The organism is Pseudomonas sp. FP1762, from assembly GCF_030687105.1.
GTDB classification, from domain to species: domain Bacteria; phylum Pseudomonadota; class Gammaproteobacteria; order Pseudomonadales; family Pseudomonadaceae; genus Aquipseudomonas; species Aquipseudomonas siliginis.
Genome location: NZ_CP117458.1, coordinates 2,467,440 through 2,487,919 on the forward strand (window position 1 = coordinate 2,467,440; position 20,480 = coordinate 2,487,919).

Annotated in this window: 17 protein-coding genes; 8 read left to right on the forward strand and 9 right to left on the reverse strand. The window is 61.3% G+C overall.

The annotated features are described in order from the left end of the window. Positions 1-3 precede the first annotated feature (3 nt). Positions 4-972 carry an oxidoreductase gene (locus PSH90_RS10945; RefSeq protein WP_305382733.1) on the forward strand — a complete coding sequence of 323 codons (969 nt, stop codon included), beginning with the start codon at positions 4-6 and terminating at the stop codon, positions 970-972. A 181-nt stretch (positions 973-1,153) separates the two neighbouring features. Here PSH90_RS10945 and PSH90_RS10950 read toward each other — a convergent pair whose 3' ends face one another. Beyond that, complete coding sequence (locus PSH90_RS10950; protein ID WP_024012581.1) at positions 1,154-2,029, reverse strand: LysR family transcriptional regulator; 876 nt, start codon at positions 2,027-2,029, stop codon at positions 1,154-1,156. Positions 2,030-2,127: 98 nt separating this feature from the next. Between PSH90_RS10950 and PSH90_RS10955 the strand changes: the two genes are divergently transcribed. Both PSH90_RS10955 and dctA read left to right on the forward strand, forming a co-directional pair. Further along, positions 2,128-3,297: a mandelate racemase/muconate lactonizing enzyme family protein gene (locus PSH90_RS10955; protein WP_305382735.1), complete on the forward strand. Its 1,170-nt coding sequence runs from the start codon at positions 2,128-2,130 to the stop codon at positions 3,295-3,297. 102 nt (positions 3,298-3,399) lie between these two features. Next, complete coding sequence (gene dctA, locus PSH90_RS10960) at positions 3,400-4,707, forward strand: C4-dicarboxylate transporter DctA (protein ID WP_305382737.1); 1,308 nt, start codon at positions 3,400-3,402, stop codon at positions 4,705-4,707. 338 nt (positions 4,708-5,045) lie between these two features. Here the strand turns inward: dctA and PSH90_RS10965 are convergent, their stop codons facing one another. Continuing rightward, a complete protein-coding gene (locus PSH90_RS10965) occupies positions 5,046-6,083 on the reverse strand; it encodes a LysR family transcriptional regulator (protein ID WP_236708157.1) in 1,038 nt (345 codons plus the stop codon). 26 nt (positions 6,084-6,109) lie between these two features. Between PSH90_RS10965 and PSH90_RS10970 the strand changes: the two genes are divergently transcribed. Both PSH90_RS10970 and PSH90_RS10975 read left to right on the forward strand, forming a co-directional pair. Beyond that, entirely contained in the window at positions 6,110-6,850 is a 741-nt protein-coding gene (locus PSH90_RS10970; protein ID WP_056784894.1) for an SDR family oxidoreductase, read from the forward strand. A gap of 28 nt (positions 6,851-6,878) precedes the next feature. Next, the gene (locus PSH90_RS10975) at positions 6,879-7,961 is read left to right on the forward strand and encodes an alkene reductase (protein ID WP_252869259.1); all 1,083 of its coding nucleotides are present in this window, start codon (positions 6,879-6,881) and stop codon (positions 7,959-7,961) included. Between the two features lie 168 nt (positions 7,962-8,129). Here the strand turns inward: PSH90_RS10975 and PSH90_RS10980 are convergent, their stop codons facing one another. The 4 genes from PSH90_RS10980 to xylA form a co-directional block, all read right to left on the reverse strand. Next, positions 8,130-9,266: a sugar ABC transporter permease gene (locus tag PSH90_RS10980; protein ID WP_076563313.1), complete on the reverse strand. Its 1,137-nt coding sequence runs from the start codon at positions 9,264-9,266 to the stop codon at positions 8,130-8,132. Beyond that, positions 9,267-10,823, reverse strand: coding sequence for a D-xylose ABC transporter ATP-binding protein (gene xylG, locus PSH90_RS10985; protein WP_305382739.1), 1,557 nt, complete (start codon positions 10,821-10,823; stop codon positions 9,267-9,269). A 157-nt stretch (positions 10,824-10,980) separates the two neighbouring features. Beyond that, positions 10,981-11,982, reverse strand: a complete 1,002-nt coding sequence (gene xylF / locus PSH90_RS10990) for a D-xylose ABC transporter substrate-binding protein (protein ID WP_016774327.1) — start codon at positions 11,980-11,982, stop codon at positions 10,981-10,983. A gap of 148 nt (positions 11,983-12,130) precedes the next feature. Then, a complete protein-coding gene (gene xylA, locus PSH90_RS10995) occupies positions 12,131-13,447 on the reverse strand; it encodes a xylose isomerase (protein ID WP_110599155.1) in 1,317 nt (438 codons plus the stop codon). A gap of 289 nt (positions 13,448-13,736) precedes the next feature. Between xylA and PSH90_RS11000 the strand changes: the two genes are divergently transcribed. Further along, positions 13,737-14,912 carry a DNA-binding transcriptional regulator gene (locus PSH90_RS11000; protein ID WP_016774329.1) on the forward strand — a complete coding sequence of 392 codons (1,176 nt, stop codon included), beginning with the start codon at positions 13,737-13,739 and terminating at the stop codon, positions 14,910-14,912. Between the two features lie 12 nt (positions 14,913-14,924). On the opposite strand, the gene PSH90_RS11005 is transcribed toward PSH90_RS11000, so the two are convergent. Then, positions 14,925-16,091, reverse strand: a complete 1,167-nt coding sequence (locus PSH90_RS11005; protein WP_305382740.1) for an MFS transporter — start codon at positions 16,089-16,091, stop codon at positions 14,925-14,927. Between the two features lie 95 nt (positions 16,092-16,186). On the opposite strand from PSH90_RS11005, the gene PSH90_RS11010 reads away from it, so the two are divergent. Then, positions 16,187-17,080 carry a LysR family transcriptional regulator gene (locus PSH90_RS11010; RefSeq protein ID WP_305382741.1) on the forward strand — a complete coding sequence of 298 codons (894 nt, stop codon included), beginning with the start codon at positions 16,187-16,189 and terminating at the stop codon, positions 17,078-17,080. Between the two features lie 48 nt (positions 17,081-17,128). Here the strand turns inward: PSH90_RS11010 and PSH90_RS11015 are convergent, their stop codons facing one another. Continuing rightward, complete coding sequence (locus PSH90_RS11015) at positions 17,129-17,905, reverse strand: SDR family oxidoreductase (RefSeq protein ID WP_150635632.1); 777 nt, start codon at positions 17,903-17,905, stop codon at positions 17,129-17,131. 208 nt (positions 17,906-18,113) lie between these two features. Here PSH90_RS11015 and PSH90_RS11020 point away from each other — a divergent pair, with 208 nt between their 5' ends. Continuing rightward, complete coding sequence (locus PSH90_RS11020) at positions 18,114-19,022, forward strand: LysR family transcriptional regulator (protein ID WP_305382742.1); 909 nt, start codon at positions 18,114-18,116, stop codon at positions 19,020-19,022. Positions 19,023-19,035: 13 nt separating this feature from the next. Here PSH90_RS11020 and PSH90_RS11025 read toward each other — a convergent pair whose 3' ends face one another. Then, on the reverse strand, positions 19,036-20,475 hold the full coding sequence (locus PSH90_RS11025) for an HD domain-containing phosphohydrolase (protein WP_305382743.1): 1,440 nt from the start codon (positions 20,473-20,475) through the stop codon (positions 19,036-19,038). Between the last annotated feature and the right edge of the window lie 5 nt (positions 20,476-20,480).

The following is a 20,480-nucleotide window of genomic DNA, read 5'->3' on the forward strand; positions in this document are numbered from 1 at the left end:
CCCATGGCCACGCTTCAACAACCTGTGCAATCACCGTTCAACGCCGCCAGCACAGCGGCTGAAGTCATGGCCGGCATTGATCTGCGCGGGCAACTCGTAGTGGTGACCGGCGGCTATTCCGGCCTCGGTCTGCTGACGGTGAAAAGCCTCGCTGCGGCAGGGGCGCAAATTATCGTGCCGGCCAGAGACACCGCGCGAGCTGAGGCTGCATTGGCTGGAGTGGACGGTGTCCGCGTGATGCCCATGGACCTCATGCAGGCCGAGTCGGTGGCGGCGTTCAGCCACAGCGTGGTCAGCGCGGGTCAGCCAGTGTCCTTGCTGATCAACTGCGCCGGAATCATGGCCGCGCCGTTGCTGCGCGATACCGATGGCCATGAAAGCCAGTTCGCGACCAACCATCTCGGTCATTACCGCCTGACCTGCGGCCTCTGGCCCGCGCTGGTCAAGGCTCGACGGGCGCGGGTGCTGTCGGTGTCATCGCGCGGGCATCAGATTGCCGGAGTCGATTTTGACGACATTGATTTCTCGCAGCGGCCGTATGACAAATGGGTCGCCTATGGCCAGTCGAAAACCGCCAACGCCTTGTTTGCCATCGCACTCGATCAGCGTGGGCGTAGCCATGGCGTCCGCGCATTCTCGTTGCATCCCGGGCAGATTCTGACGGATCTGGCACGGCACCTCAGCACAGCGGAACTTGCCGCATTCGATGCGCTGGATGAGCAGGGCCGGCCACGGCTGGATGCGCACAATGGACTGAAAACTGTCGAGCAAGGCGCGGCGACGGGGTTGTGGTGCGCAACCAGTGCATTGCTTGCGGATTTGGGCGGCGTGTATTGCGAAGACTGCAATGTTGCGCCGGTCAATGAACCGGAAGCAGGCCGCAAGGGTGTTGCGAAATGGGCGGCGGATGCTGAGCTGGCTGAGCGACTTTGGGGGTTGTCGGAGCAATGGACGGGGCTGACGGTCGCCTAATCGAATCAAAGGCCCAAAGCCCCTCACCCTAGCCCTCTCCCGGAGGGAGAGGGGACTGACCGAGGTGTTTAGTAGAAATTCGCCGACCTGAAATACCGGGTCGAACTCAGGTTTTGAACAGCACCCGAATCGGCTCCCTCTCCCTCGGGAGAGGGCTGGGGTGAGGGGCTGCTCGATAGAGTTACTCTCCCAGCTTCGCCCAGAATTCCTCCGCCGAAGGGCTGATCGGTGCCGTCGGGCGAGTCAGGTGTATTTCCAGTGGAATATCCCAACTTTCATCCAGTGCCCTGACCAGACGCCCGTCAGCCATTTCCTGTTCGGTCAGGCTTTTCGGCAGCCAGGCGACGCCTTTGCTTTCCAGCGCCATCGACATCAGCACTGCCGCCAGATGGCTGCTGAACAGCGGTTTCAAATGCAGATAATCGGCCTTGCCGTGCAGTCTGTGGGCGACGATTCGGCCCAGGCCGGATTCGTGGGTGTAGGCCAGATAGGGCAGGGTTTCAGGCGACGTGCCGAACTGGGCTGAAGCACTCGCCAGCGGCACAAGTACGTCCTCGCCGACCTTCTTGCCAATGAACTGATCAGGCGCCAGTAATGGCGGAACGTCGGGGTGGCGATGGCATAGCAGGAACTGCACCTGGCCATGAATCAGCATCTGTTCGCACACGGCCATGCTGTCGGAATGCAGGCGAACCGCATCGATCGGCGCGCCACTTTCGGCGCTGCGCAACCAGCGTGGGAAGAAGGTGAATGACAGTGAGTGAGTGGCAGCAAACTGCAAGGTTTTCGCGGCCATGCCAGCCACTTCCTGGGCCTCGGAGCGCATGCGGTAAAGGCGTCTGGCCGCTTCCTGGGCGCTGGGCAAAATCTGCCTGCCGGCCTCGGTCAACGTCGCGCCCTGCGGGGTGCGCACGAACAATTCGACACCCATCCAGTTCTCCAGTGAACGCACCCGACGACTGAACGCCGGCTGCGTCACATGGCGCGCTTCGGCGGCCCGGACAAAGCTGCCGTACTCGGCCAGTGCTGAAAAATCCTCAAGCCAAACCAGTTCCAAGGGCAATGCCTCCTGTGCATAGGGCGCGGCATTAATAGCATTGGGCGGGTGTCATCGCAAAGCATAACGTTGGGTCACCACAACAAGAGGAACCCGTCATGCGTATCGTCGATATCCGTGAAAAAACCGTCTCCATTGCTTCCCCGATCGCCAATGCCTACATCAATTTTTCGAAGATGACCTGCTCGGTCGTTGCGGTCATTACCGACGTGATCCGCGACGGCAAACCGGTCATCGGTTACGGCTTCAACTCCAACGGTCGCTACGGCCAGGGCGCGTTGATGCGCGATCGTTTTCTGGCGCGGATCACTGAAGCCGACCCGGAAACCCTGATCGATCACGAGAACAATAACCTCGATCCGTTCGCCATCTGGAAAACCCTGATGACCAACGAAAAACCGGGCGGGCATGGCGAGCGTTCGGTAGCGGTCGGCACCATCGATATGGCGGTGTGGGACGCGGTGGCGAAGATCGAAGGCAAGCCGCTGTATCGCCTGCTTGCCGATCGTTATCGCAACGGTGTGGCCGATGACAAAGTCTGGGTGTACGCGGCGGGTGGCTATTACTACCCGGGCAAGGACCAGAGCAAACTCAAGGCCGAAATGCAGAGCTATCTGGATCGTGGCTACGACGTGGTCAAGATGAAGATCGGCGCGGTGCCGCTGGACGAAGATATCCGCCGCATTGAGGCGGTGCTCGAAGTGGTGGGCGACGGCCAGCGCCTGGCGGTCGATGCCAACGGCCGCTTCGATCTGCAGACCGGTATCGCGTACGCCGAAGCGATCAAGAAGTACAACCTGTTCTGGTACGAAGAAGTCGGCGACCCGCTGGATTATGCGCTCCAGGCCGAGCTGGCCAATCACTACGAACTGCCGATGGCCACCGGCGAAAACCTGTTCTCTCACCAGGACGCCCGCAACCTGTTGCGCCACGGCGGCATGCGTCCTGACCGCGATTACCTGCAATTCGACTGCGCGCTGTCCTACGGTCTCGTCGAGTACATGCGCACCCTGAAAGTGATGGAAGAGCTGGGTTGGTCTTCGCGCCGCGTGGTGCCACATGGCGGTCACCAGATGTCGCTGAACATCGCCGCTGGTCTGCACCTGGGCGGCAACGAATCGTACCCGGACGTGTTCCAGCCCTTCGGCGGTTTTGCCGATGGCATCCGCGTAGAAAACGGCTACGTCGGGCTGCCGGATATTCCGGGCGTCGGCTTCGAAGCCAAGTCTGCGCTGTATGCCGTCATGCGCGAACTGGGCGAGGGCTGATTCGGTTTCATCTGCGGCCTCGATTTCCGAGGCCGCATCTTCGGGCGTCTTCCTCGACGCCAAAGCCACATGCCCACCACAACAATAAAATGAGGTGCTTCCGTGGAAACTTCAAAATCACGCTGGTACAGCCAGCTCTATGTGCAAGTGCTGATCGGCATTGTCATCGGCGCGGCCATCGGTTACTTCGTGCCGGACATCGGCACCAAGCTGCAGCCGTTTGCCGACGGTTTCATCAAGCTGATCAAGATGCTTCTGGCGCCGATCATTTTCGGCACGGTGGTGGTCGGTATCGCCAAGATGGGCAGTATCAAGGAGGTCGGACGGATCGGTGTGAAAGCGCTGATCTACTTCGAGATTCTTTCCACCATCGCACTGGTGGTCGGCCTGATCGTAGTCAACGTGGTCAAGCCCGGTGCCGGCATGAACATCAACGCCGGCACCCTCGATGGCAGCGCTGTCAACAAATACAGCCAGGCGGCGAGCGAGCAGGGCGGCCTCGTCGAATTCTTCCTCAATATCATTCCGCACACATTCCTCGGCGCTTTCTCCAATGGCGTCATGCTGCAAGTGATTCTGTTGTCGGTGCTGATGGGCGTCGCCTTGGTGCAAATGGGCGAAACCAGCAAACCGCTGATCAACACCATCGATCTGTTCCTGCAAGGTCTGTTCAAAATCGTCGCGATGGTCATGCGTCTGGCGCCGCTGGGCGCGGGAGCCGGCATGGCATTCACCATCGGCAAATACGGCATCGGCACTCTGCTGTCGCTGGGGCAGTTGCTGGTCGCGCTGTACATCACCACGCTGATCTTCATCGTCGTTGTATTGGGCGCGGTGGCGCGATGGTCGGGCATGCCGCTGATGCAGTTTCTGCGTTATTTCAAGGATGAAATCCTGATCACCCTGGGCACCTGTTCGACCGAAGCGGTGCTGCCGCGAATGATGGTCAAACTGGAAAAGCTCGGCTGCAAGAAATCCGTGGTCGGCATGGTCCTGCCGACGGGCTACACGTTCAACGCGGACGGCACCTGCATCTACCTGACCATGGCAGCAATCTTCATCGCCCAGGCGACCAACACGCCGCTGACCTTCATGGATCAGATGATTCTGCTCGGCGTGTTCCTGCTGACCTCCAAGGGCTCGGCCGGTGTGGCGGGGGCAGGATTCGTGACCTTGGCGGCCACGCTCACCACCATTCACTCCATACCTCTGGTGGGCCTGGTGTTGCTGTTGGGCATCGACCGCTTCCTCAACGAGGCGCGAGCGGTGACCAACCTGATCGGCAACGGCATTGGCACCATTGCCATTGCCAAGTGGGACAACTCCTTCGATGTCGAAGCGTGCGAGCGGGAAATCGCCGCCATGAAGCAGGACAAGGCAGCGCGCAAGTCGCTGCTTGTGCATAAGTGATTCGGGCAACGTGAGCGCTTGATTGGCCTGCCGACGCGTACAGGTTTCAAGTCAGTTCAAAGGTTATGGACTGGGGGCGGGACGATGAGAATTGGCGCACTGACGAAAACCAGTCGGTGCTGGCACGCCACCAATCCCCAGCCATGCCAAAAAACCTGTGGGAGCGAGCTTGCTCGCGAAGGGGCCAGAACGGTCAACACGGATGGCGACCGGCAGAGCGCTTTCGCGAGCAAGCCCGTTTCCACAGTAGGTTGCGCGATTGCTGTCACAACAGTTGGCGATGTTCTTTCGCACCGGACAGTACAAGCAGTGGATTGCAAAACGTTCGCTATGAACCGTCAGGCCGGACCTGAACCCTCTACGTACGTCTGGATGACCTCATCCCAAGGCGGCGTTGCAGGGAACAACTCAAGCAAAAACGCCGTGAACGCTTTGACATTCGGGCTACCGCGACGGCTCTCCGGCCACAACGCGGTAATGGCGAAGCGTTCGACGGTGAACTGTGGCAGCACCGGGACCAGTTCGCCCCGACGAACATACGCCGCCGCTACGTAGTGCGGCGAAATACCGATGCCGCCGCCGGCAGCCAGCACCGCCGCGACCGCATCGCTGGCATCAACGGTGAAGGCCGCGTCGGGTGCCAGTTCCAACTGTCTGTCACCGGCTAGATACGGCCAGCGCAAACTCTGCCCGGTGCTTTGATAGCGGAAATTCACGCACTCATGCTCGGCGAGATCCTCGGCCGTAAGCGGAGTACCCTTGCGCTGCAGATAGTCCGGTGATGCGAACGCACCGATTCGATGCGGGCCCAGCGGGCGAGAAATCAGTCGCGAATCCGCAAGATTGCCAACCCGAACCGCGACGTCGATGCCTTGTTCGATGAGGTCGGCATACTGATCGCCGAGTCGTAGATCGATCGTCACCTTTGGATATTGCTCGCGAAATCTCGGCAGGGCCGGCGCGAGGATATTCAGTCCAATCGGCAACGGCGCGGTGACCTTCAATACGCCCGATGGCTCAGCGCGTGAAGCAACGGCGGCCTGATCGATGTCTTCGACTTCGCGCAGAATCCGCAGCGCCCGTTCGTATAGATCACGGCCCTCCGGGGTGAGTACCAGCGAGCGCGTGGTGCGAGTAAACAGCATCAGGCCGAAATGCTCTTCGAGCCGTTGCACGCTTTTGCTGATGGCCGACGGCGACACCGACAGTGCCCGAGCGGCAGCCGTGTAGCTGCCCAGCGAAGCCGCTCGTGCAAAGGCGATGAGCCCGGTTAAACGATCCAATCCAATTTGTGCCTTCATGGCACTAGTAAAGCGACTTCTGGCCCAATTATCAATGTGGCTTCCAAAACGTAGTCTTTGCCCATCGAACGCCATTCAGGTGTTCCAGATGGAGACTCAGCATGAACATCAGCCAAACCCTGCCTTCCACACTCACCGACAAAACCGTGGTCATTTTCGGCGGCACCTCCGGCATCGGCCTGGCCGCTGCGGTGCAAGCGAAAGCCGCTGGCGCCAAGGTCATCGTCATCGGCTCGAACGCTGCACGTGCCGAGCAGGCCGCCAGCGAGCACGGGCTCGATGGCTGGCGCGCGGCCGACGTGACCGATAGCCAGGCTCTCGATACTGCACTGGCCGATATCCTTCAGGTCGATCACCTCGTTCTGCTCGCCGGCACGTTTGTCGCTGGCACCGTGCGCGCGGCTGATCTCGATTATCTGCACCGCGCGTTCGACGAACGCATCTGGGCATCGATCAATGCGATTCGGGTCCTTGGCGACAGGCTGGCAAAAGACGGCTCGATCACGTTTATCTCCGGTTCTCTCGCTGATCGCCCGAATGCCTACGGCACCGCCGTACTCGCCGCCGCCTCGGCAGCCATGGAAGCACTGGCTCGCGGTCTGGCCCTTGAGTTGGCACCGGTGCGAGTCAACACGCTTTCGCCCGGCCCGATCAACACCCCGATTCTGGGCAAGGCACTGGGCGAGGGGCGGGATGCATTTGTCGCTTCTCTTGAGCAGGTGCTGCCCCTGCATCGCCTCGGCACAGCTGCAGAAGCGGGCGCGGCAGTGGTTTTCCTGATGAGCAACACCTTCATGAACGGCGCCGTGCTCAACATCGACGGCGGCGCACGCCTGGTTTGATCCTGCCCACCTTTTTGAGAGCCTGAACATGACATCGTTATTTGATTCCGTGCGCCTCGGCGCGCTCGATTTGCCCAACCGCATCCTGATGGCACCGATGACCCGCGCGCGCGGCACTCGCGAGCACGTCCCGACCGAGATGATGGTCGAGTATTACCGCCAGCGCGCCAGTGCCGGCCTGATCATTTCCGAAGCGATCGGCATCAGCCAGCAAGGTCTGGGCTGGCCGTATGCGACAGGCATTTGGTCGGCCGAACAGGTCGCCAGCTGGCGCAAGGTCACCGATGCCGTGCATGGCGCTGGCGGCCGGATCATCGCGCAGCTCTGGCACATGGGCCGGGTCGTGCACCCGAGTTTCCTTGGCGGCGGCCAGCCGGTTTCCGCATCGGTCACCACCGCGCCGGGACAGGCGCATACGTACGCCGGCAAGCAGCCGTATACACCGGCGCGTGCGTTGCCGCTGGAAGAAATTCCCGCACTGCTGGAAGACTTTCGTCAGGCCACTCGCAACGCAATCGAGGCGGGTTTCGATGGCGTGCAGATCCACGCCGCCAACGGCTATCTGCTCGACCAGTTCCTGCGCGACAGCGACAATTTTCGCACCGATGCGTACGGCGGCTCGATCAACAACCGTATCCGCTTGCTCAAGGAAGTGACCGAGGCGGTGGCCGAAGTCATCGGCGCCGACCGCACTGGCGTGCGCTTGACTCCAAGCAGCTACGAGCAGGGCATCCGCGACAGCGATCCCGAAGCGCTGTTCATCCGCGCCGCCGAAGTGCTGTCAGCGATTGGCATCGCTCATCTGGAAGTCCGCGAACCACCGCTGGACGGCACCTTCGGCAAGTCCGAACGCCCGCCACTGGCCGGGATGATTCGCGACGTGTTCAAAGGCGTGCTGATCCTCAATTCGGACTACGGTTTCGCCAGGGCACAAGCGCAACTGGATGCCGGGCTCGCCGATGCGATTGCGTTTGGACGGCCGTTTATAGCCAATCCGGATCTGCCGCTGAGATTCGCTCGGCAGTTGCCATTGGCGGAAAGCGAAATGAGCACTTGGTTCAGCCAGGGTTGGGAAGGGTATGGGGATTATCCGGCGGTGGATGGCGTTTGAATGTAGCGTCGGTGCCAGCCGCCGTGGCAGTGGATGCCCTGACGGGCTGGCCAGAACCCGGAAAAGCACGCTTAAGCCAGTCGCAAGAGACGGTTCACGCCGTTGATAGGAAAAAGTGAGGCCTGTGATCAGGCCTCATTTGCGTTTTACCAACTCACCTGCAACGTTTCAACGCCGCGCCGTGCGCGTACTCACATCCACCCAGACCGCCAACACCAGAATGCTGCCCTTGACGATCATCTGCCAGTAGCTATCCACGTCGAGCATCGACATGCCGTTATCCAGGCTGGTGATCACCAGTGCGCCGAGGAGGGCGCCGTAGACGGTGCCGGAGCCGCCGCGCATGGAGGTGCCGCCGATGAAGCAGGCGGCGATGGCGTCGAGTTCGCCCATGCTGCCGGCGGACGGTGAGCCGGCGGCGAGGCGTGCGGTGTTGACCACGCCGGCGAGGGCGCACATCACGCCCATGATGCCGAAGATCCACAGCTTGACCGCTTGCACATTGATGCCCGACAGGCGCGTGGCTTCCATGTTGCTGCCGACCGAATACACCCGGCGGCCGAACACGGTCTGGCTGGTGACGTAGCTGAACACCCCGAGCAGAATCAGCAACAGCAGCACCGGCACGGGAATGCCGTCATAGCTGTTGAGGGTCTGGACGAAACCGGCCAGCACCGCGCCGATCACCAGCACGCGCACAACATCACGCACCAGCGAATGCGCCGCCAGGCCATGCAGGGCGCGGTTGCGTCGTTGTTTCCAGGTCAGAAAAACCGTCAGTACAAACAGCAGCACACCCAGGCCAGTGCCGATCGCGTGGGGCAGATAACCCTGGCCGACGTAGACCAGCTCCGGCGAAACCGGGGCGATGGTGGTGCCGCCGGTGATCCCCAGCAAAATCCCGCGAAACGCCAACATGCCGCCCAGGCCGACAATGAATGAGGGGATGCGCAAGTACGCCGCCATGTAGCCGTTGGCAAGCCCGATGACCAGACCGCACAGGGCAACCAGACTGAGATTCGCCAGCAGCGGAATGTGATAGACCACGTCGAGTATCGCCGCGAGGCCGCCGAGCAGGCCGAGCAATGAGCCCACCGACAAATCGATCTCGCCGCTGATGATCACCAGCACCATGCCGCAGGCGAGGATTCCGGTAATCGACATCTGCCGCAGCAGGTTGGAAAGATTGCGCGGGGTGAGGAAACCGCCTTCGGTCTGCCAGCTGAAGAACAGCCAGATCAGCACCACGGCAAATACCAGCGCGAGCATCTTGTAGCGGGTGAACAGTTGTTTGACCTGATTCATTTACGCGGTTTTCCGATCATTATTGTTATGGCTGCCCGGCTGGCTGAGAGCGGCGGCGAGTACCTGTTCCTGGGTCAGCTCATGGTTGACGAAATCGCCGCGCAACTGGCCTTCGCCGATCACCAGCACGCGGTCGGAGACGCCGAGCACTTCGGCCAGTTCCGACGAAACCATGATGATCGACACGCCTTCGGCGGCCAGCGCGCCCATCAATTTGTAGATCTCGTACTTGGCACCGACGTCCACGCCTCGGGTCGGCTCGTCGAGAATCAGTACGCGCGGTTTGGCCAGCAGCATTTTCGCCAGCACGGCTTTCTGCTGATTGCCGCCCGACAGGCTGGTGATCGGCAGGGACGGACTTGCGGCTTTCAGATGCAGACGGGAGATTTCCCGGTCGATGCAGCCCAGTTCGGCTTCGGCATCGATGCGGGTCATTTTCGAATAGCTCTCGAGCACGGCAAGGGTGATGTTCTGACCGACACCGAGATCGGGAATGATGCCCTGGCGCTTGCGATCTTCGGGCACCAGGCACAGGCCGGCGCGGATCGCTTTCAGCGGCGTGCGCGTGTCGATCGGCTGGCCGTCCAGCCAGACTTCGCCCTCGTGGCGGCCGGGGTAAGCGCCGAACAATGCGGTGACCAGTTCGGTGCGGCCGGCTCCGACCAGCCCGGCAATGCCGAGAATCTCGCCGCGCTTGAGGCTGAAGGAAATGTCGTCGACCCGTTTGCGCTTGGGGTTGTCGACGTCGTAGCAAGTGATATGGCGCGCCTCGAAAATCACCTCGCCAATCTCGTGCGGCTCGCTGGGGTAGAGGTTGCTCATTTCGCGGCCGACCATCTGCGTGATGATCTGTGGAATGTCCATGTCGGCCATGGCGGTGGTGGCGATGTGTTTGCCGTCGCGGATCACTGAAATCGTGTCGCACACGGCGGCGACTTCATCGAGCTTGTGCGAGATGTAGACGCAGGCGACGCCCTTGGCTTTGAGGTCGCGGATGATGTCCAGCAGCACTTCGATTTCCGAGCGGCTCAGGGCTGAGGAGGGTTCGTCGAGAATCAGCAGGCGCGCCTGTTTGTTCAGGGCCTTGGCGATTTCCACCAGTTGCTGATAGCCGCCGCCGTACTGCGAAACCGGCAGCGAAACATTCATGTCCGGCACCTTCAATTCACGCATCAAGGCTTCGGCGCGGTGGATCATCGCCGGGTAGTTCATGCGTCCGCCGGGCAGCGTCAGCTCATGGCCCATGAAGATGTTTTCGGCGACCGACAGGTCGGGAACCAACGTCAGTTCCTGATGGATGATGACGATGCCGGCGGCCTCGGTTTCGCTGATCGATTGCGCCCGGAGCGGTTGCCCGTCCCAGAGGATTTCACCGTCCCAGGTGCCATAGGGATAGACCGCCGAGAGGATCTTCATCAGCGTCGACTTGCCGGCGCCATTCTCGCCGCACAGGCCCACGCATTCACCGGGCCTGACCTTGATGTCGATGCCGTTGAGCGCTTTGACACCGCCGAAGGTTTTGACGATGCCGTTCATTTGCAGCAGATAGTCGGACATGGAAAAGGCTCGTATACCAGGGACTCAAACACCACTGAACCTGTGTGGGAGCGAGCCTGCTCGCGAAGGGGCCTTTTCAGACAGAGCTTTACTGACTGACACTCCGCTTTCGCGAGCAGGCTCGCTCCCACAGCTCTGATCAAGATTTACGACCGGATCACTGCCCGGCAATCTGCGCCTTGGTGTAGAAACCATCCTGTTCGAGCAAGTCGATGTTGTCCTTGGTCAACGGCGTTGGCGTGAGCAGGATGGTGTCGACTTTCTTGCTGCCGTTGTCGTACTGCGAGGTGTAGGCCGGTTTTTCGTTGCGTGCCAGTTGCACCGAGAGCTTGGCCGCTTCGGAGGCGATGAGTTTCAGCGGTTTGTACACGGTCATGGTTTGCGTGCCGGCGATTACGCGTTTGACCGCTGCGAGGTCGGCGTCCTGACCGGAAATCGGCACCTTGCCGGCCAGTTGCTGCGCGGCCAATGCCTGGATGGCGCCGCCAGCGGTGGCGTCGTTGGAGGCGACGATGCCGTCGATTTTGTTGTTGTTACGGGTCAGGGCATTTTCGACAATACTCAGCGCTTCGGTCGGGTTCCATTCCTTGACCCACTGCTGGCCGACGATCTTGATATCGCCCTTGTCGATGGCCGGTTGCAGCACCTTCATCTGGCCTTCACGGAGGATCTTGGCGTTGTTGTCGGTGGGCGCGCCACCCAGCAAGAAGTAATTGCCCTTGGGCGCCGCTTTCAGCACGCCGCCGGCCTGCATCTCGCCGACCTTTTCGTTATCGAAGGAGATATAGGCGTCGACATCGGCGTTGAGAATCAGCCGGTCGTAAGACACCACTTTGATCCCGGCTTTCTTCGCCTCGGCCACGGCGTTGGTCAGCACTGTCGCGTTGAACGGCACGATGACAATCACATCGACGCCGCGAGAGATAAGGTTTTCGATCTGCGAAATCTGCTTCTGCTCGTTGGCGTCCGCCGATTGCACGAAGACTTTGGCGTCCATTTTTTCCGCCGCCGCGACGAAATAATCGCGATCGCGCGACCAGCGTTCCAGACGCAGGTCATCAATGGAAAAGCCGATTTTCGGGTGGGTAGCGTCAGCCATTACCGGCAGGGCCAACAACGCCAGGGCACTGGCCAACAGCGTACGTTTCAAGTTCTTCATGGTGGTGCGTCCTTTTATTTTTGTTGGAAAGACACGGCCTGACGATGAATCGGGCTGGGTAGAACTGTAGAGAATCTGCCGACGCAGCAGGTACAGAATTGTCGTGCAATTGTCACAGCGTCGTTGCGTCGGCAGAGGGTCTCGGCGATCAGCGATAGAGATAGCGGTTGACGATGTTTTCGAGCATTTCCTGACGGCCACTGACGGCTTGCGGGTTCAGCTCGTTGGTGAACGCGTGCTCGGCCAGCGACTCGAGATTGAAGTCGCCCGCCATCACCGCTTGCCCGAACGGCTGACGCCAGCCGGCGTAGCGTTGATCCTTGAGCACTTGCAGTTGATCGTTCTCAACCATCGCGGCGGCGCGTTCCAGCGACAAGGCCAGAACGTCCATGGCGCCGACGTGGCCGTGGAACAGGTCGATCTCGTCGAGGCTCTGCCGGCGCACCTTGGAGTCGAAATTGAAGCCGCCATTCTTGAATCCGCCGGCCTTGAGGATTTCATAGGTCGCCAGGGTCATTTCTTCGACGCTGTTGGGGAACTGGTCGGTGTCCCAGCCGTTCTGCGGATCGCCACGGTTGGCGTCGATGCTGCCGAAAATCCCCAGCGAGGCGGCAGTGGCAATTTCGTGATGAAAGCTGTGGCCGGCCAGGGTCGCGTGGTTGGCTTCGATGTTGACCTTGATTTCCTTCTCCAGGCCGTACTGCTGGAGGAAGCCGAACACCGTGGCGCTGTCGTAATCGTATTGGTGCTTGGTCGGCTCCTGCGGCTTAGGCTCGATCAGCAGGTCACCGGTGAAACCGATCTTGTGCTTGTGCTCGACCACCATGCGCATGAAGCGCCCGAGTTGTTCGCGCTCACGTTTCAGGTCGGTATTGAGCAGGGTTTCGTAGCCTTCGCGACCGCCCCATAACACGTAGTTGGAGCCCTTGAGGCGATGGGTTGCGTTCATCGCGCTGAACACTTGCGCGGCGGCGCAGGCGAACACTTCCGGATCGGGATTACTCGCGGCACCGGCGGCAAAACGTGGGTTGCTGAAGCAGTTGGCGGTGCCCCAGAGCAGCTTGATGCCGCTTTGTTCCTGATGTTGTTCGAGGCGATCGACCATTTGTGCGAAGTGTTCGCGGTACTCCTTCAGCGAATTGCCTTCGGGGGCGACGTCCGTGTCGTGAAAGCAGTAGTAATCGATGCCCAGTTTGCTGAAGAACTCGAAGGCGGCTTGAGCCTTGCCGATAGCCAGTTCCATCGGTTCGCCACTGCGTTGCCAGGGGCGCTTGAAGGTGCCGGCACCGAACACATCGGAGCCCGGCCAGACGAAGGTGTGCCAGTAGCAGGCGGCCATGCGCAGGTGTTCGCGCATGGGTTTGCCGAGGATCAGTTTGTCGGCATCGTAGTGACGAAAAGCGAGGGGCGAATCACTGTTCGGGCCTTCGTAGCGAACCGGCTCGATATTGGGGAAATACTGCATGGACCTTGTCCTTGTTGTTCTTGGCGGTGTCTCGATACTAGCAACGCCCCCGTGCCCGCTGATTATGAAAAGCCTCAACCGTGAGTGCGATTTTGCGTATTGAGCTTCAGCGGCTTCGCGCCTAGTCTGTGTCCATCGTCGCCGCGAAAAGGCGGCCCGGAACAGTACAAAAACAATTTGAGGCCGCTTTCGCGAGCAGGCTCGCTCCCACATTTGATTCGTGTCGTTCACAAAACCGTGTGGGAGCGAGCTTGCTCGCGAATGGCTTTACGCAAAATCCGGATACTGAATGAAAAGCCTACCGCCCGTGCACCGCATCGCCCTGTTGTTCAACGGCAGCAAGATCTACGACCGTGGAATCATCAGCGGCATTGGCAACTACCTGAGCAGCACCCGCGCTTCCTGGGACCTGTTTCTGGAAGAGGACTTTCTTTGCCGGTTGAAGGGCATCGAGCGTTGGCAGGGTGACGGCATCATTGCTGACTTCGACGATCCGCTGATCGGCGAGGCGCTGGCCGACATTCATTTGCCGGTGGTGGCGGTCGGCGGTTCTTACGAGGATGCGCGCGCCTATCCGAAAGCGATCCCCTACGTTGCCACTGATAACAACGCACTGATCACTCTGGCTTATTCGCATCTGGTCGAGGCGGGGTTGCAGCGCTTTGCCTGTTTCAGCCTGCCGGAAGCGCAGGCCAATCGCTGGGCGCAGGAGCGGGAAAAAGCTTTTCGCAAACTGATGCAGCGCGACGGCCTGCACGCCGAGATCTATCGCGGCATGGGCACCAGCGCGCCGCTGTGGGACAGCGCCGTCGAACAACTGATCGCCTGGCTGCACAGCCTGCCGAAACCGATCGGGATCATCGCCGTCAGCGACGCCCGCGCCCGCCAGTTGCTGCAAGCCTGCCTGACCGCCGGCATCGCCGTGCCGGAGCAGGTCGCGCTGATCGGCATCGACAACGACCCGCTGACCCGCAGCCTGACGCGTGTACCGCTGAGTTCGGTGATTCAGGGCACCGAAACCATGGGCCGCACCGCTGCGCAATTGCTGCACCAGATGCTCCACGGCATGCCGTCCACCGGCACGCAAATCCTGATTCCGCCTGATGCGGTCAATGTGCAGGTGTCGAGCCTGCACCAACCGCTGGGCAATCCCTACGTCATGCAAGCGCTGCTGTTCATCCGCCAATATGCCTGTCAGGGCATCAAGACCGCGCAAGTGGCGGCGTATGTCGGCGTGTCGCGCTCATCGCTGGAAGCGCATTTCCGCGCCGAGCGCGGTTGCAGCGTGCATGACGAGATTCTGCGTTTCAAACTGGCGGCGGCTACCAGCGGTTTGAAGAACACCGATGCTGCGATTGCCGACATTGCCCAGGCCTGCGGCTTCAAATCGGCGCAGTACCTGCACACGGTGTTCCGTCGCGAGTTCGGCTGCACGCCCCGCGAGTATCAGCAGGGCGGGGCGTAGCGCTGCGAAGACTTACGCCAGCGCAGCGGCACTGGCTCTGGAGCGCCAGGCGAACGTCAGCACCATCAGCAACCCCAGACCAGCCATCGCCGCGCCGGCCAGGGAAATCGCCGGATAACCCAGCCCGGCATTGATCACCGCGCCACCCAGCGCCGCGCCGATCGCGTTGCCGAAATTGAAGGCACCGATGTTCACCGCCGAAGCCAGATTCGGCGCGTCCTTGGCCGCTTCCATCACGCGCATTTGCAGCGGTGGCACCAGGGCGAAACTGGCGATACCCCAGATCAGAATGGCCACGGCGGCCGGCAGCGGCCAGCGCATCAGCACCGTGAACGCCAGCAACACCACAATCAATGCGCTCAGTGACACGATCAGGGTGCGGTCGATCGAACGGTCGGCAGCCTTGCCACCCCACATGTTGCCCAGCGTCAAACCGATTCCGAACAACACCAGCATGGCGGTGATGAACGCGGCGGAGGCATGGGTCTCGCTGCTGAGGATCGGCGCGATGTAGGTGAATACGGTGAACATCGCACTTGAGCCGACCACGGTCAGGGCCAGCGCGGCCAACACCGGACCGCGGCCCAATACCCGTATTTCCGCCAGCGCACCCGCGCCTTGCTCTGCTTTCAGATTGGGCAGGGCGAACCACAAGGCGATCATGGTCAGCACACCGAGGCCGGTAATGCCCCAGAACGCCGTGCGCCAGCCGAACAGCTCACCGAACCAGGCCGCCAGCGGCACACCGCCAATGGTCGCCAGGGTCAGGCCCATGAACATCGCTGCGACAGCGCCGGCGCGTTTTTCCGGCGCGACCACGCTGGCGGCGACCACCGAGCCAACCCCGAAGAATGCGCCGTGATTGAGCGAGGTGATCACTCGGGCGACCATCAGGCTGGAGTAGTCGGTGGCCAGCGCCGACATCAGGTTACCCAAGGTGAAAATCGCCATCAGCCCGATCAGCAGATAGCGCCGGGGGATCTTGCCAGTGGTCAGGGTCATCAGCGGCGCGCCGAGCAGCACGCCCAAGGCGTAGGCACTGACCAGCAACCCCGCAGCGGGAATGGAAACGCCGAGATCGGCGGCAATGCCGGGCAACATGCCCATCGGCGCGAACTCGGTGACGCCGATGCCAAAGGCGCCGACAGCGAGTACAACAAGTGGTGGATTGATAAGCATGGAAAGTCTCCTCATCTATGCCGCCAATGCTACGATCCATGGTTTTCCGGCGGTAGATGGCGATTTTGGCAATCACCTTTGCGCAAGAGGCACGAATGGACTTCAACGGCAGGTCAGGGGAAATGAGCGTGTTCGTCACTGTGGCGCAGGAGGGCAGCCTCTCAGCAGCTGCGCGTGCGCTGGGGCTGACGCCTTCGGCGGTCAGTCGGATCATCGCCCGCGCTGAACAGCGACTCGGCACTCGTCTGTTGCTGCGCACGACCCGCGCGCTGACGTTTACCGCCGAGGGCGAGGCCTTCCTGCGCGGTGCCCGGCGGATTCTGGCCGACATGGACGAAGTGGAAGGGGCCATTACCGATCAGGGCGTACCCAAGGGCCGCTTGCGCGTCAGTGCCGCCCTTGGCCATGGACGGCTGACCATTGTGCCGCTGGTCGCAGCCTTCACCGCCCGTTACCCGAACATCGTCGTCGACCTCAGCCTTGGCGACGAAGTCGTCGACATCCTCGCCGGCCAGGCGGACGTCGCCATACGCTTCGGCCATCTGCCCGACAGCCCGTTGACCGCACGCCGGCTCGGCCACACCGGCCAGGTGGTCGTGGCATCGCCCGACTATCTGGAACGTCATGGCACGCCTCAGCAACCCGAAGACCTGCTCAAGCACAACTGCCTGCGCTTCAACTTCCGCCGCGCCGAAGCCAACTGGCCGTTTATCCGCGACGGCAAGGAGTTCTCGCTGAAAGTCAGCGGCAACATCGAATGCAGCAGCGGTGAAGCACTGGCCCAGTTCGCCAGACTCGGCGCCGGAATTGCGCGGATTGGCGAGTTCACCGTCAGGGAAGACTTGCAGCGCGGCACGCTGATCCCGCTGCTGCAAACGTTTAACCCAGGCGATGAGGAACCGATTCATGCGGTGTTCGTCGGCGGCGCGGCGATGCCGGTGCGGGTGCGCTTGTTTGTGGATTTTTTGCTGGAGCAGCATCGGATGTAGACGTGCTGTGCGGATTCTGCGGGTCGTCCATGACCCGCAGACTGGCGGCTAAATGGTCGGGATGGTGCCGCCGTCGATCACAAATTCACTCCCGGTGATCGATGCCGCTCGCGGCGATGCCAGGAACCCGATCAGCTCAGCCACTTCAACTGGCGTCGACGGGCGGCCGAGCGGGATACCGCCCAGGGCCTGCATGATGATGTCCTTGCCACCTTGATAGTCAGTGCCTGCCTCCTGCGCGAGTCGCTCGGCGAATGCCACCGACGCTTCGGTTTCAACCCAGCCCGGCGATACCCGCACCACGCGAACCCCCTTGGGTGACACTTCTTTCGACAGGCTTTTGCTGTAGGTTGACAGCGCAGCCTTGGCCGCCGCGTACGCCGTCGTTGATTCCGGCAGTGGCAGCCGACTCTGGATGGATGTGACATGGATCACCACGCCATTACGACGCTCGAGCATGTCCGGCAGCAGGGCGCGATCAAGGCGCACCGCCGGCAGCAGATTCAGGTTGAGCTCGCGATGCCACTGTTCCTCGTCCAGCGCCGCAAAACCACCACCGGGGGCCGACGAGCCACCCAGGACATGGATCACTATGTCGACGCCGCCCAGTTGCTGTTCGACCGCAGCGATGAGTGCGTCACAACCTTCCCGTGTCGAAAGATCAGCCGCAACCAGCAGTGCGCCCGGCATTTCGACCTCCACTTGCCGAGCCGAGGTGATGACCTTTGCGTCCTCGGCCAGGAACCACTCGACCACTGCTTTGCCGATTCCCTTGGTGCCGCCGGTGACGAGGACCCGCTTGCCAGTCAATCCTGAATTCAGCATGGCGAAATCTCCAGCGCGACGAATTGATGGATTGCGTCGGAGATTTTTTTCTCGTCGGTGACCGTGAGATACGTTTGCACGACGTTGGAAGGTTGAAGGTTCATTGCCTGACTCCTGATTGATGGTCTGGAGTCATCTTGCTGCGCTGCAGATAGTTTGTTCAACTGGGACAAATCGTAACGACCTATCCCGGAAAACAGGACAATCCATGGCCCAGGATCGCTTAGCCCTTAATGAACTGGATGCCGTTATAGCGGTGGCACGCAGGGGGTCGTTCCGCCAGGCTGCCATTGATCTCGACGTTTCGACCACCGCGCTGAGCAACACCATTGCGCAACTGGAAGCGCGCCTCGAATCGCGCCTGTTCAACCGCACCACCCGCAGCGTTGCCATCACCGAAGCGGGCAAGGTGTTTCTCGAGCAAGTGGGGCCAGCCTTGCAGGATTTGCGCGCGGCACTGGATGCAGTGCGCTCGCAAAACGCCGGACCCTCGGGAACGCTGCGCATCAACGCATTCGCCAGCGCTGCGCGTTCGGCGCTGCTGCCACTGGTGATCGAGTTTTTGCAGCAGCATCCGAAAGTCCACATTGACCTTGTGACCGAAGGGCGCCTGGTGGATATCGTGGCTGACGGCTTCGATTTCGGCGTGCGCTCGGCAGGCCTGGTGCCCAACGATGTGATTGTGGTGCCAGTCGGGCCGCCGCAACGGTACGCGGTGGTCGGTTCGCCGGGGTATTTTGCACAACACGACAAACCGCGCTCGCCGTCCGATCTGCCCGGGCATCGATGCATCCGTGTGCGACTGCCGAACGGGGCGATTTTCCCTTGGTATTTCGAGCGCGACGGCGAAGTCATTCGTCTGGATGTGAACGGGCCGCTGACCCTGGATGAATCGAGCGTGGTCAAGGTGGCGGTGCAGGCGGATATGGGGCTGGGCTTTTTCATGGAGCAGGACGTTCGTGACGAAATCCGCAGCGGCGAGTTCGTGCAGGTACTCAAGGACTGGACCCCGCCCCGAGACAGGTTGTGCCTGTACTACCCGAACCGCCGCAATCCCTCTGCGGCCGCCAGGGCATTCATCGAACTGGCTCGCGCCAGGCAGGCTGATCAGGCTTGACCCGGCGCAGGGCTCAGGCGATCAAGCCCAGTGTCAGCCCCTTCAGAGTGGCGGCTGCACGGGTCGAGCATTGCAATTTGCGAAAGATGCTTTCCATGTGCGTGCGTACCGTGCTCGGACTGATATCCAACAGTTGCGCGACTTGTTTGTTGCTGGCGCCACGGCTGATCTCCAGAAGAATGCGGCACTCACGGGCTGTCAGCAGCGAAGGCTTGGGTTGCCGCAGGCGGCGCTCGCCACTGGCGGCGGCAATGACCGCTTCGCAGACATCGTTGTCGAACAGACCACGGCCAGCATCCTGTTTGAGTAGCGTGGCGGCTGCGGCTTCGTCGTGAGCTGTTCGCCATGGCCGGGCTTGCCTCAACGCTACCCAGGCGACCGAGGTGGCGAACAGCCGATGTTCGGCATTCAGTGCATCACCGGCCACGCCGCGAAAATAGCCGCTGCCATCGAGCCGTTCATACGCGTGGGTGGCTATCTCGGCGGGCGCGGCCAGTTCAGGTACCGGTCGGAGCGCCTGTTGCGTCCAGTAAGGCACCAGGCGAATTCGCTCCGCCGCCCCATAGGGCAGCGGCCCTGGGCTATTCCATAGGTGATTGGAAACGGCTGCGCGGCCGAGACCGTAAATGAGTGCAGACTTGCCAATGTTTGCCAAAGTCGGCTCACTCAGCCCCCACAGGCGTGCCGCTTCCACGGCAACATGCGCGACCTGACGCGAATGCCCGGCCAGCCATGGCAGCTTCAAGTCAATGACGTCTCCGACCAAAGTCAGCGAGACACGACGCTGCTCAGGCGCGGGTTCAACTTTTGTGCAAAGCGTTTCCAGATCCGCCAGCCAGGCCTTGGCATTAGCCACCAGCAACGACACCAGCGACGCTGGATAGCGCCGATCCGACTGCTCGTTGATCCAGCGCAACGCCGCGTCCAGGCCGTGAGCGCGAGTGAGAATATCCAGATCACCGGCCATGACCACCTGATAGGCCACCTCCGGGATATGTTCATGCGCCACGCCGAGCGGTCGGCCAGTGCCGTCGTAGGTTTCGAACACCCGACACAGGCCCGCTTCGACGGCGGTTCCGAGCTGGAGGGTTTTGGCGATTGCACCGGACACTTCACAGTGCACCACGGCCAGCGGGGTTGCCTGATGCACCGCGTTCATCTGCTCACTGCCCAAGGTCAGATCGAGCATTGCGCGGCGACCATCGACGTCGTCGCCGAGCAGGTCGGCAAAGCCTTCGGCGTTGGCCGTGCACCCAGACCAGCGCAGCAAGGCAATCTGCTCTGCAACCTGCAGATGCTCACCGGCGCCGTGGCATGCCTGCGCGAGCATCCGCGCCAAAGCGGCAACGCGCCGGGAGTGACCGAGCGGTTGCCCCATGCTGAGGTCACCGACCTGGGCGATGGTTGCCAGTGCGCCGTCCAGTGAGATGTCCAGTTGCAAGCCACTATCCATGAAAA

Excerpts from the sequence above, each read along its gene's own strand:
- PSH90_RS10945 (WP_305382733.1), top strand. The coding sequence starts at position 4 with ATGGCCACGCTTCAACAACCTGTGCAATCACCGTTCAACGCCGCCAGC.
- PSH90_RS10955 (WP_305382735.1), top strand. The coding sequence starts at position 2,128 with ATGCGTATCGTCGATATCCGTGAAAAAACCGTCTCCATTGCTTCCCCG.
- PSH90_RS10965 (WP_236708157.1), bottom strand. The coding sequence starts at position 6,083 with ATGGCGTTCGATGGGCAAAGACTACGTTTTGGAAGCCACATTGATAAT.
- PSH90_RS10970 (WP_056784894.1), top strand. The coding sequence starts at position 6,110 with ATGAACATCAGCCAAACCCTGCCTTCCACACTCACCGACAAAACCGTG.
- PSH90_RS10975 (WP_252869259.1), top strand. The coding sequence starts at position 6,879 with ATGACATCGTTATTTGATTCCGTGCGCCTCGGCGCGCTCGATTTGCCC.
- PSH90_RS10980 (WP_076563313.1), bottom strand. The coding sequence starts at position 9,266 with ATGAATCAGGTCAAACAACTGTTCACCCGCTACAAGATGCTCGCGCTG.
- xylG (WP_305382739.1), bottom strand. The coding sequence starts at position 10,823 with ATGTCCGACTATCTGCTGCAAATGAACGGCATCGTCAAAACCTTCGGC.
- xylF (WP_016774327.1), bottom strand. The coding sequence starts at position 11,982 with ATGAAGAACTTGAAACGTACGCTGTTGGCCAGTGCCCTGGCGTTGTTG.
- xylA (WP_110599155.1), bottom strand. The coding sequence starts at position 13,447 with ATGCAGTATTTCCCCAATATCGAGCCGGTTCGCTACGAAGGCCCGAAC.
- PSH90_RS11000 (WP_016774329.1), top strand. The coding sequence starts at position 13,737 with ATGAAAAGCCTACCGCCCGTGCACCGCATCGCCCTGTTGTTCAACGGC.
- PSH90_RS11005 (WP_305382740.1), bottom strand. The coding sequence starts at position 16,091 with ATGCTTATCAATCCACCACTTGTTGTACTCGCTGTCGGCGCCTTTGGC.
- PSH90_RS11010 (WP_305382741.1), top strand. The coding sequence starts at position 16,187 with ATGGACTTCAACGGCAGGTCAGGGGAAATGAGCGTGTTCGTCACTGTG.
- PSH90_RS11015 (WP_150635632.1), bottom strand. The coding sequence starts at position 17,905 with ATGCTGAATTCAGGATTGACTGGCAAGCGGGTCCTCGTCACCGGCGGC.
- PSH90_RS11020 (WP_305382742.1), top strand. The coding sequence starts at position 18,114 with ATGGCCCAGGATCGCTTAGCCCTTAATGAACTGGATGCCGTTATAGCG.
- PSH90_RS11025 (WP_305382743.1), bottom strand. The coding sequence starts at position 20,475 with ATGGATAGTGGCTTGCAACTGGACATCTCACTGGACGGCGCACTGGCA.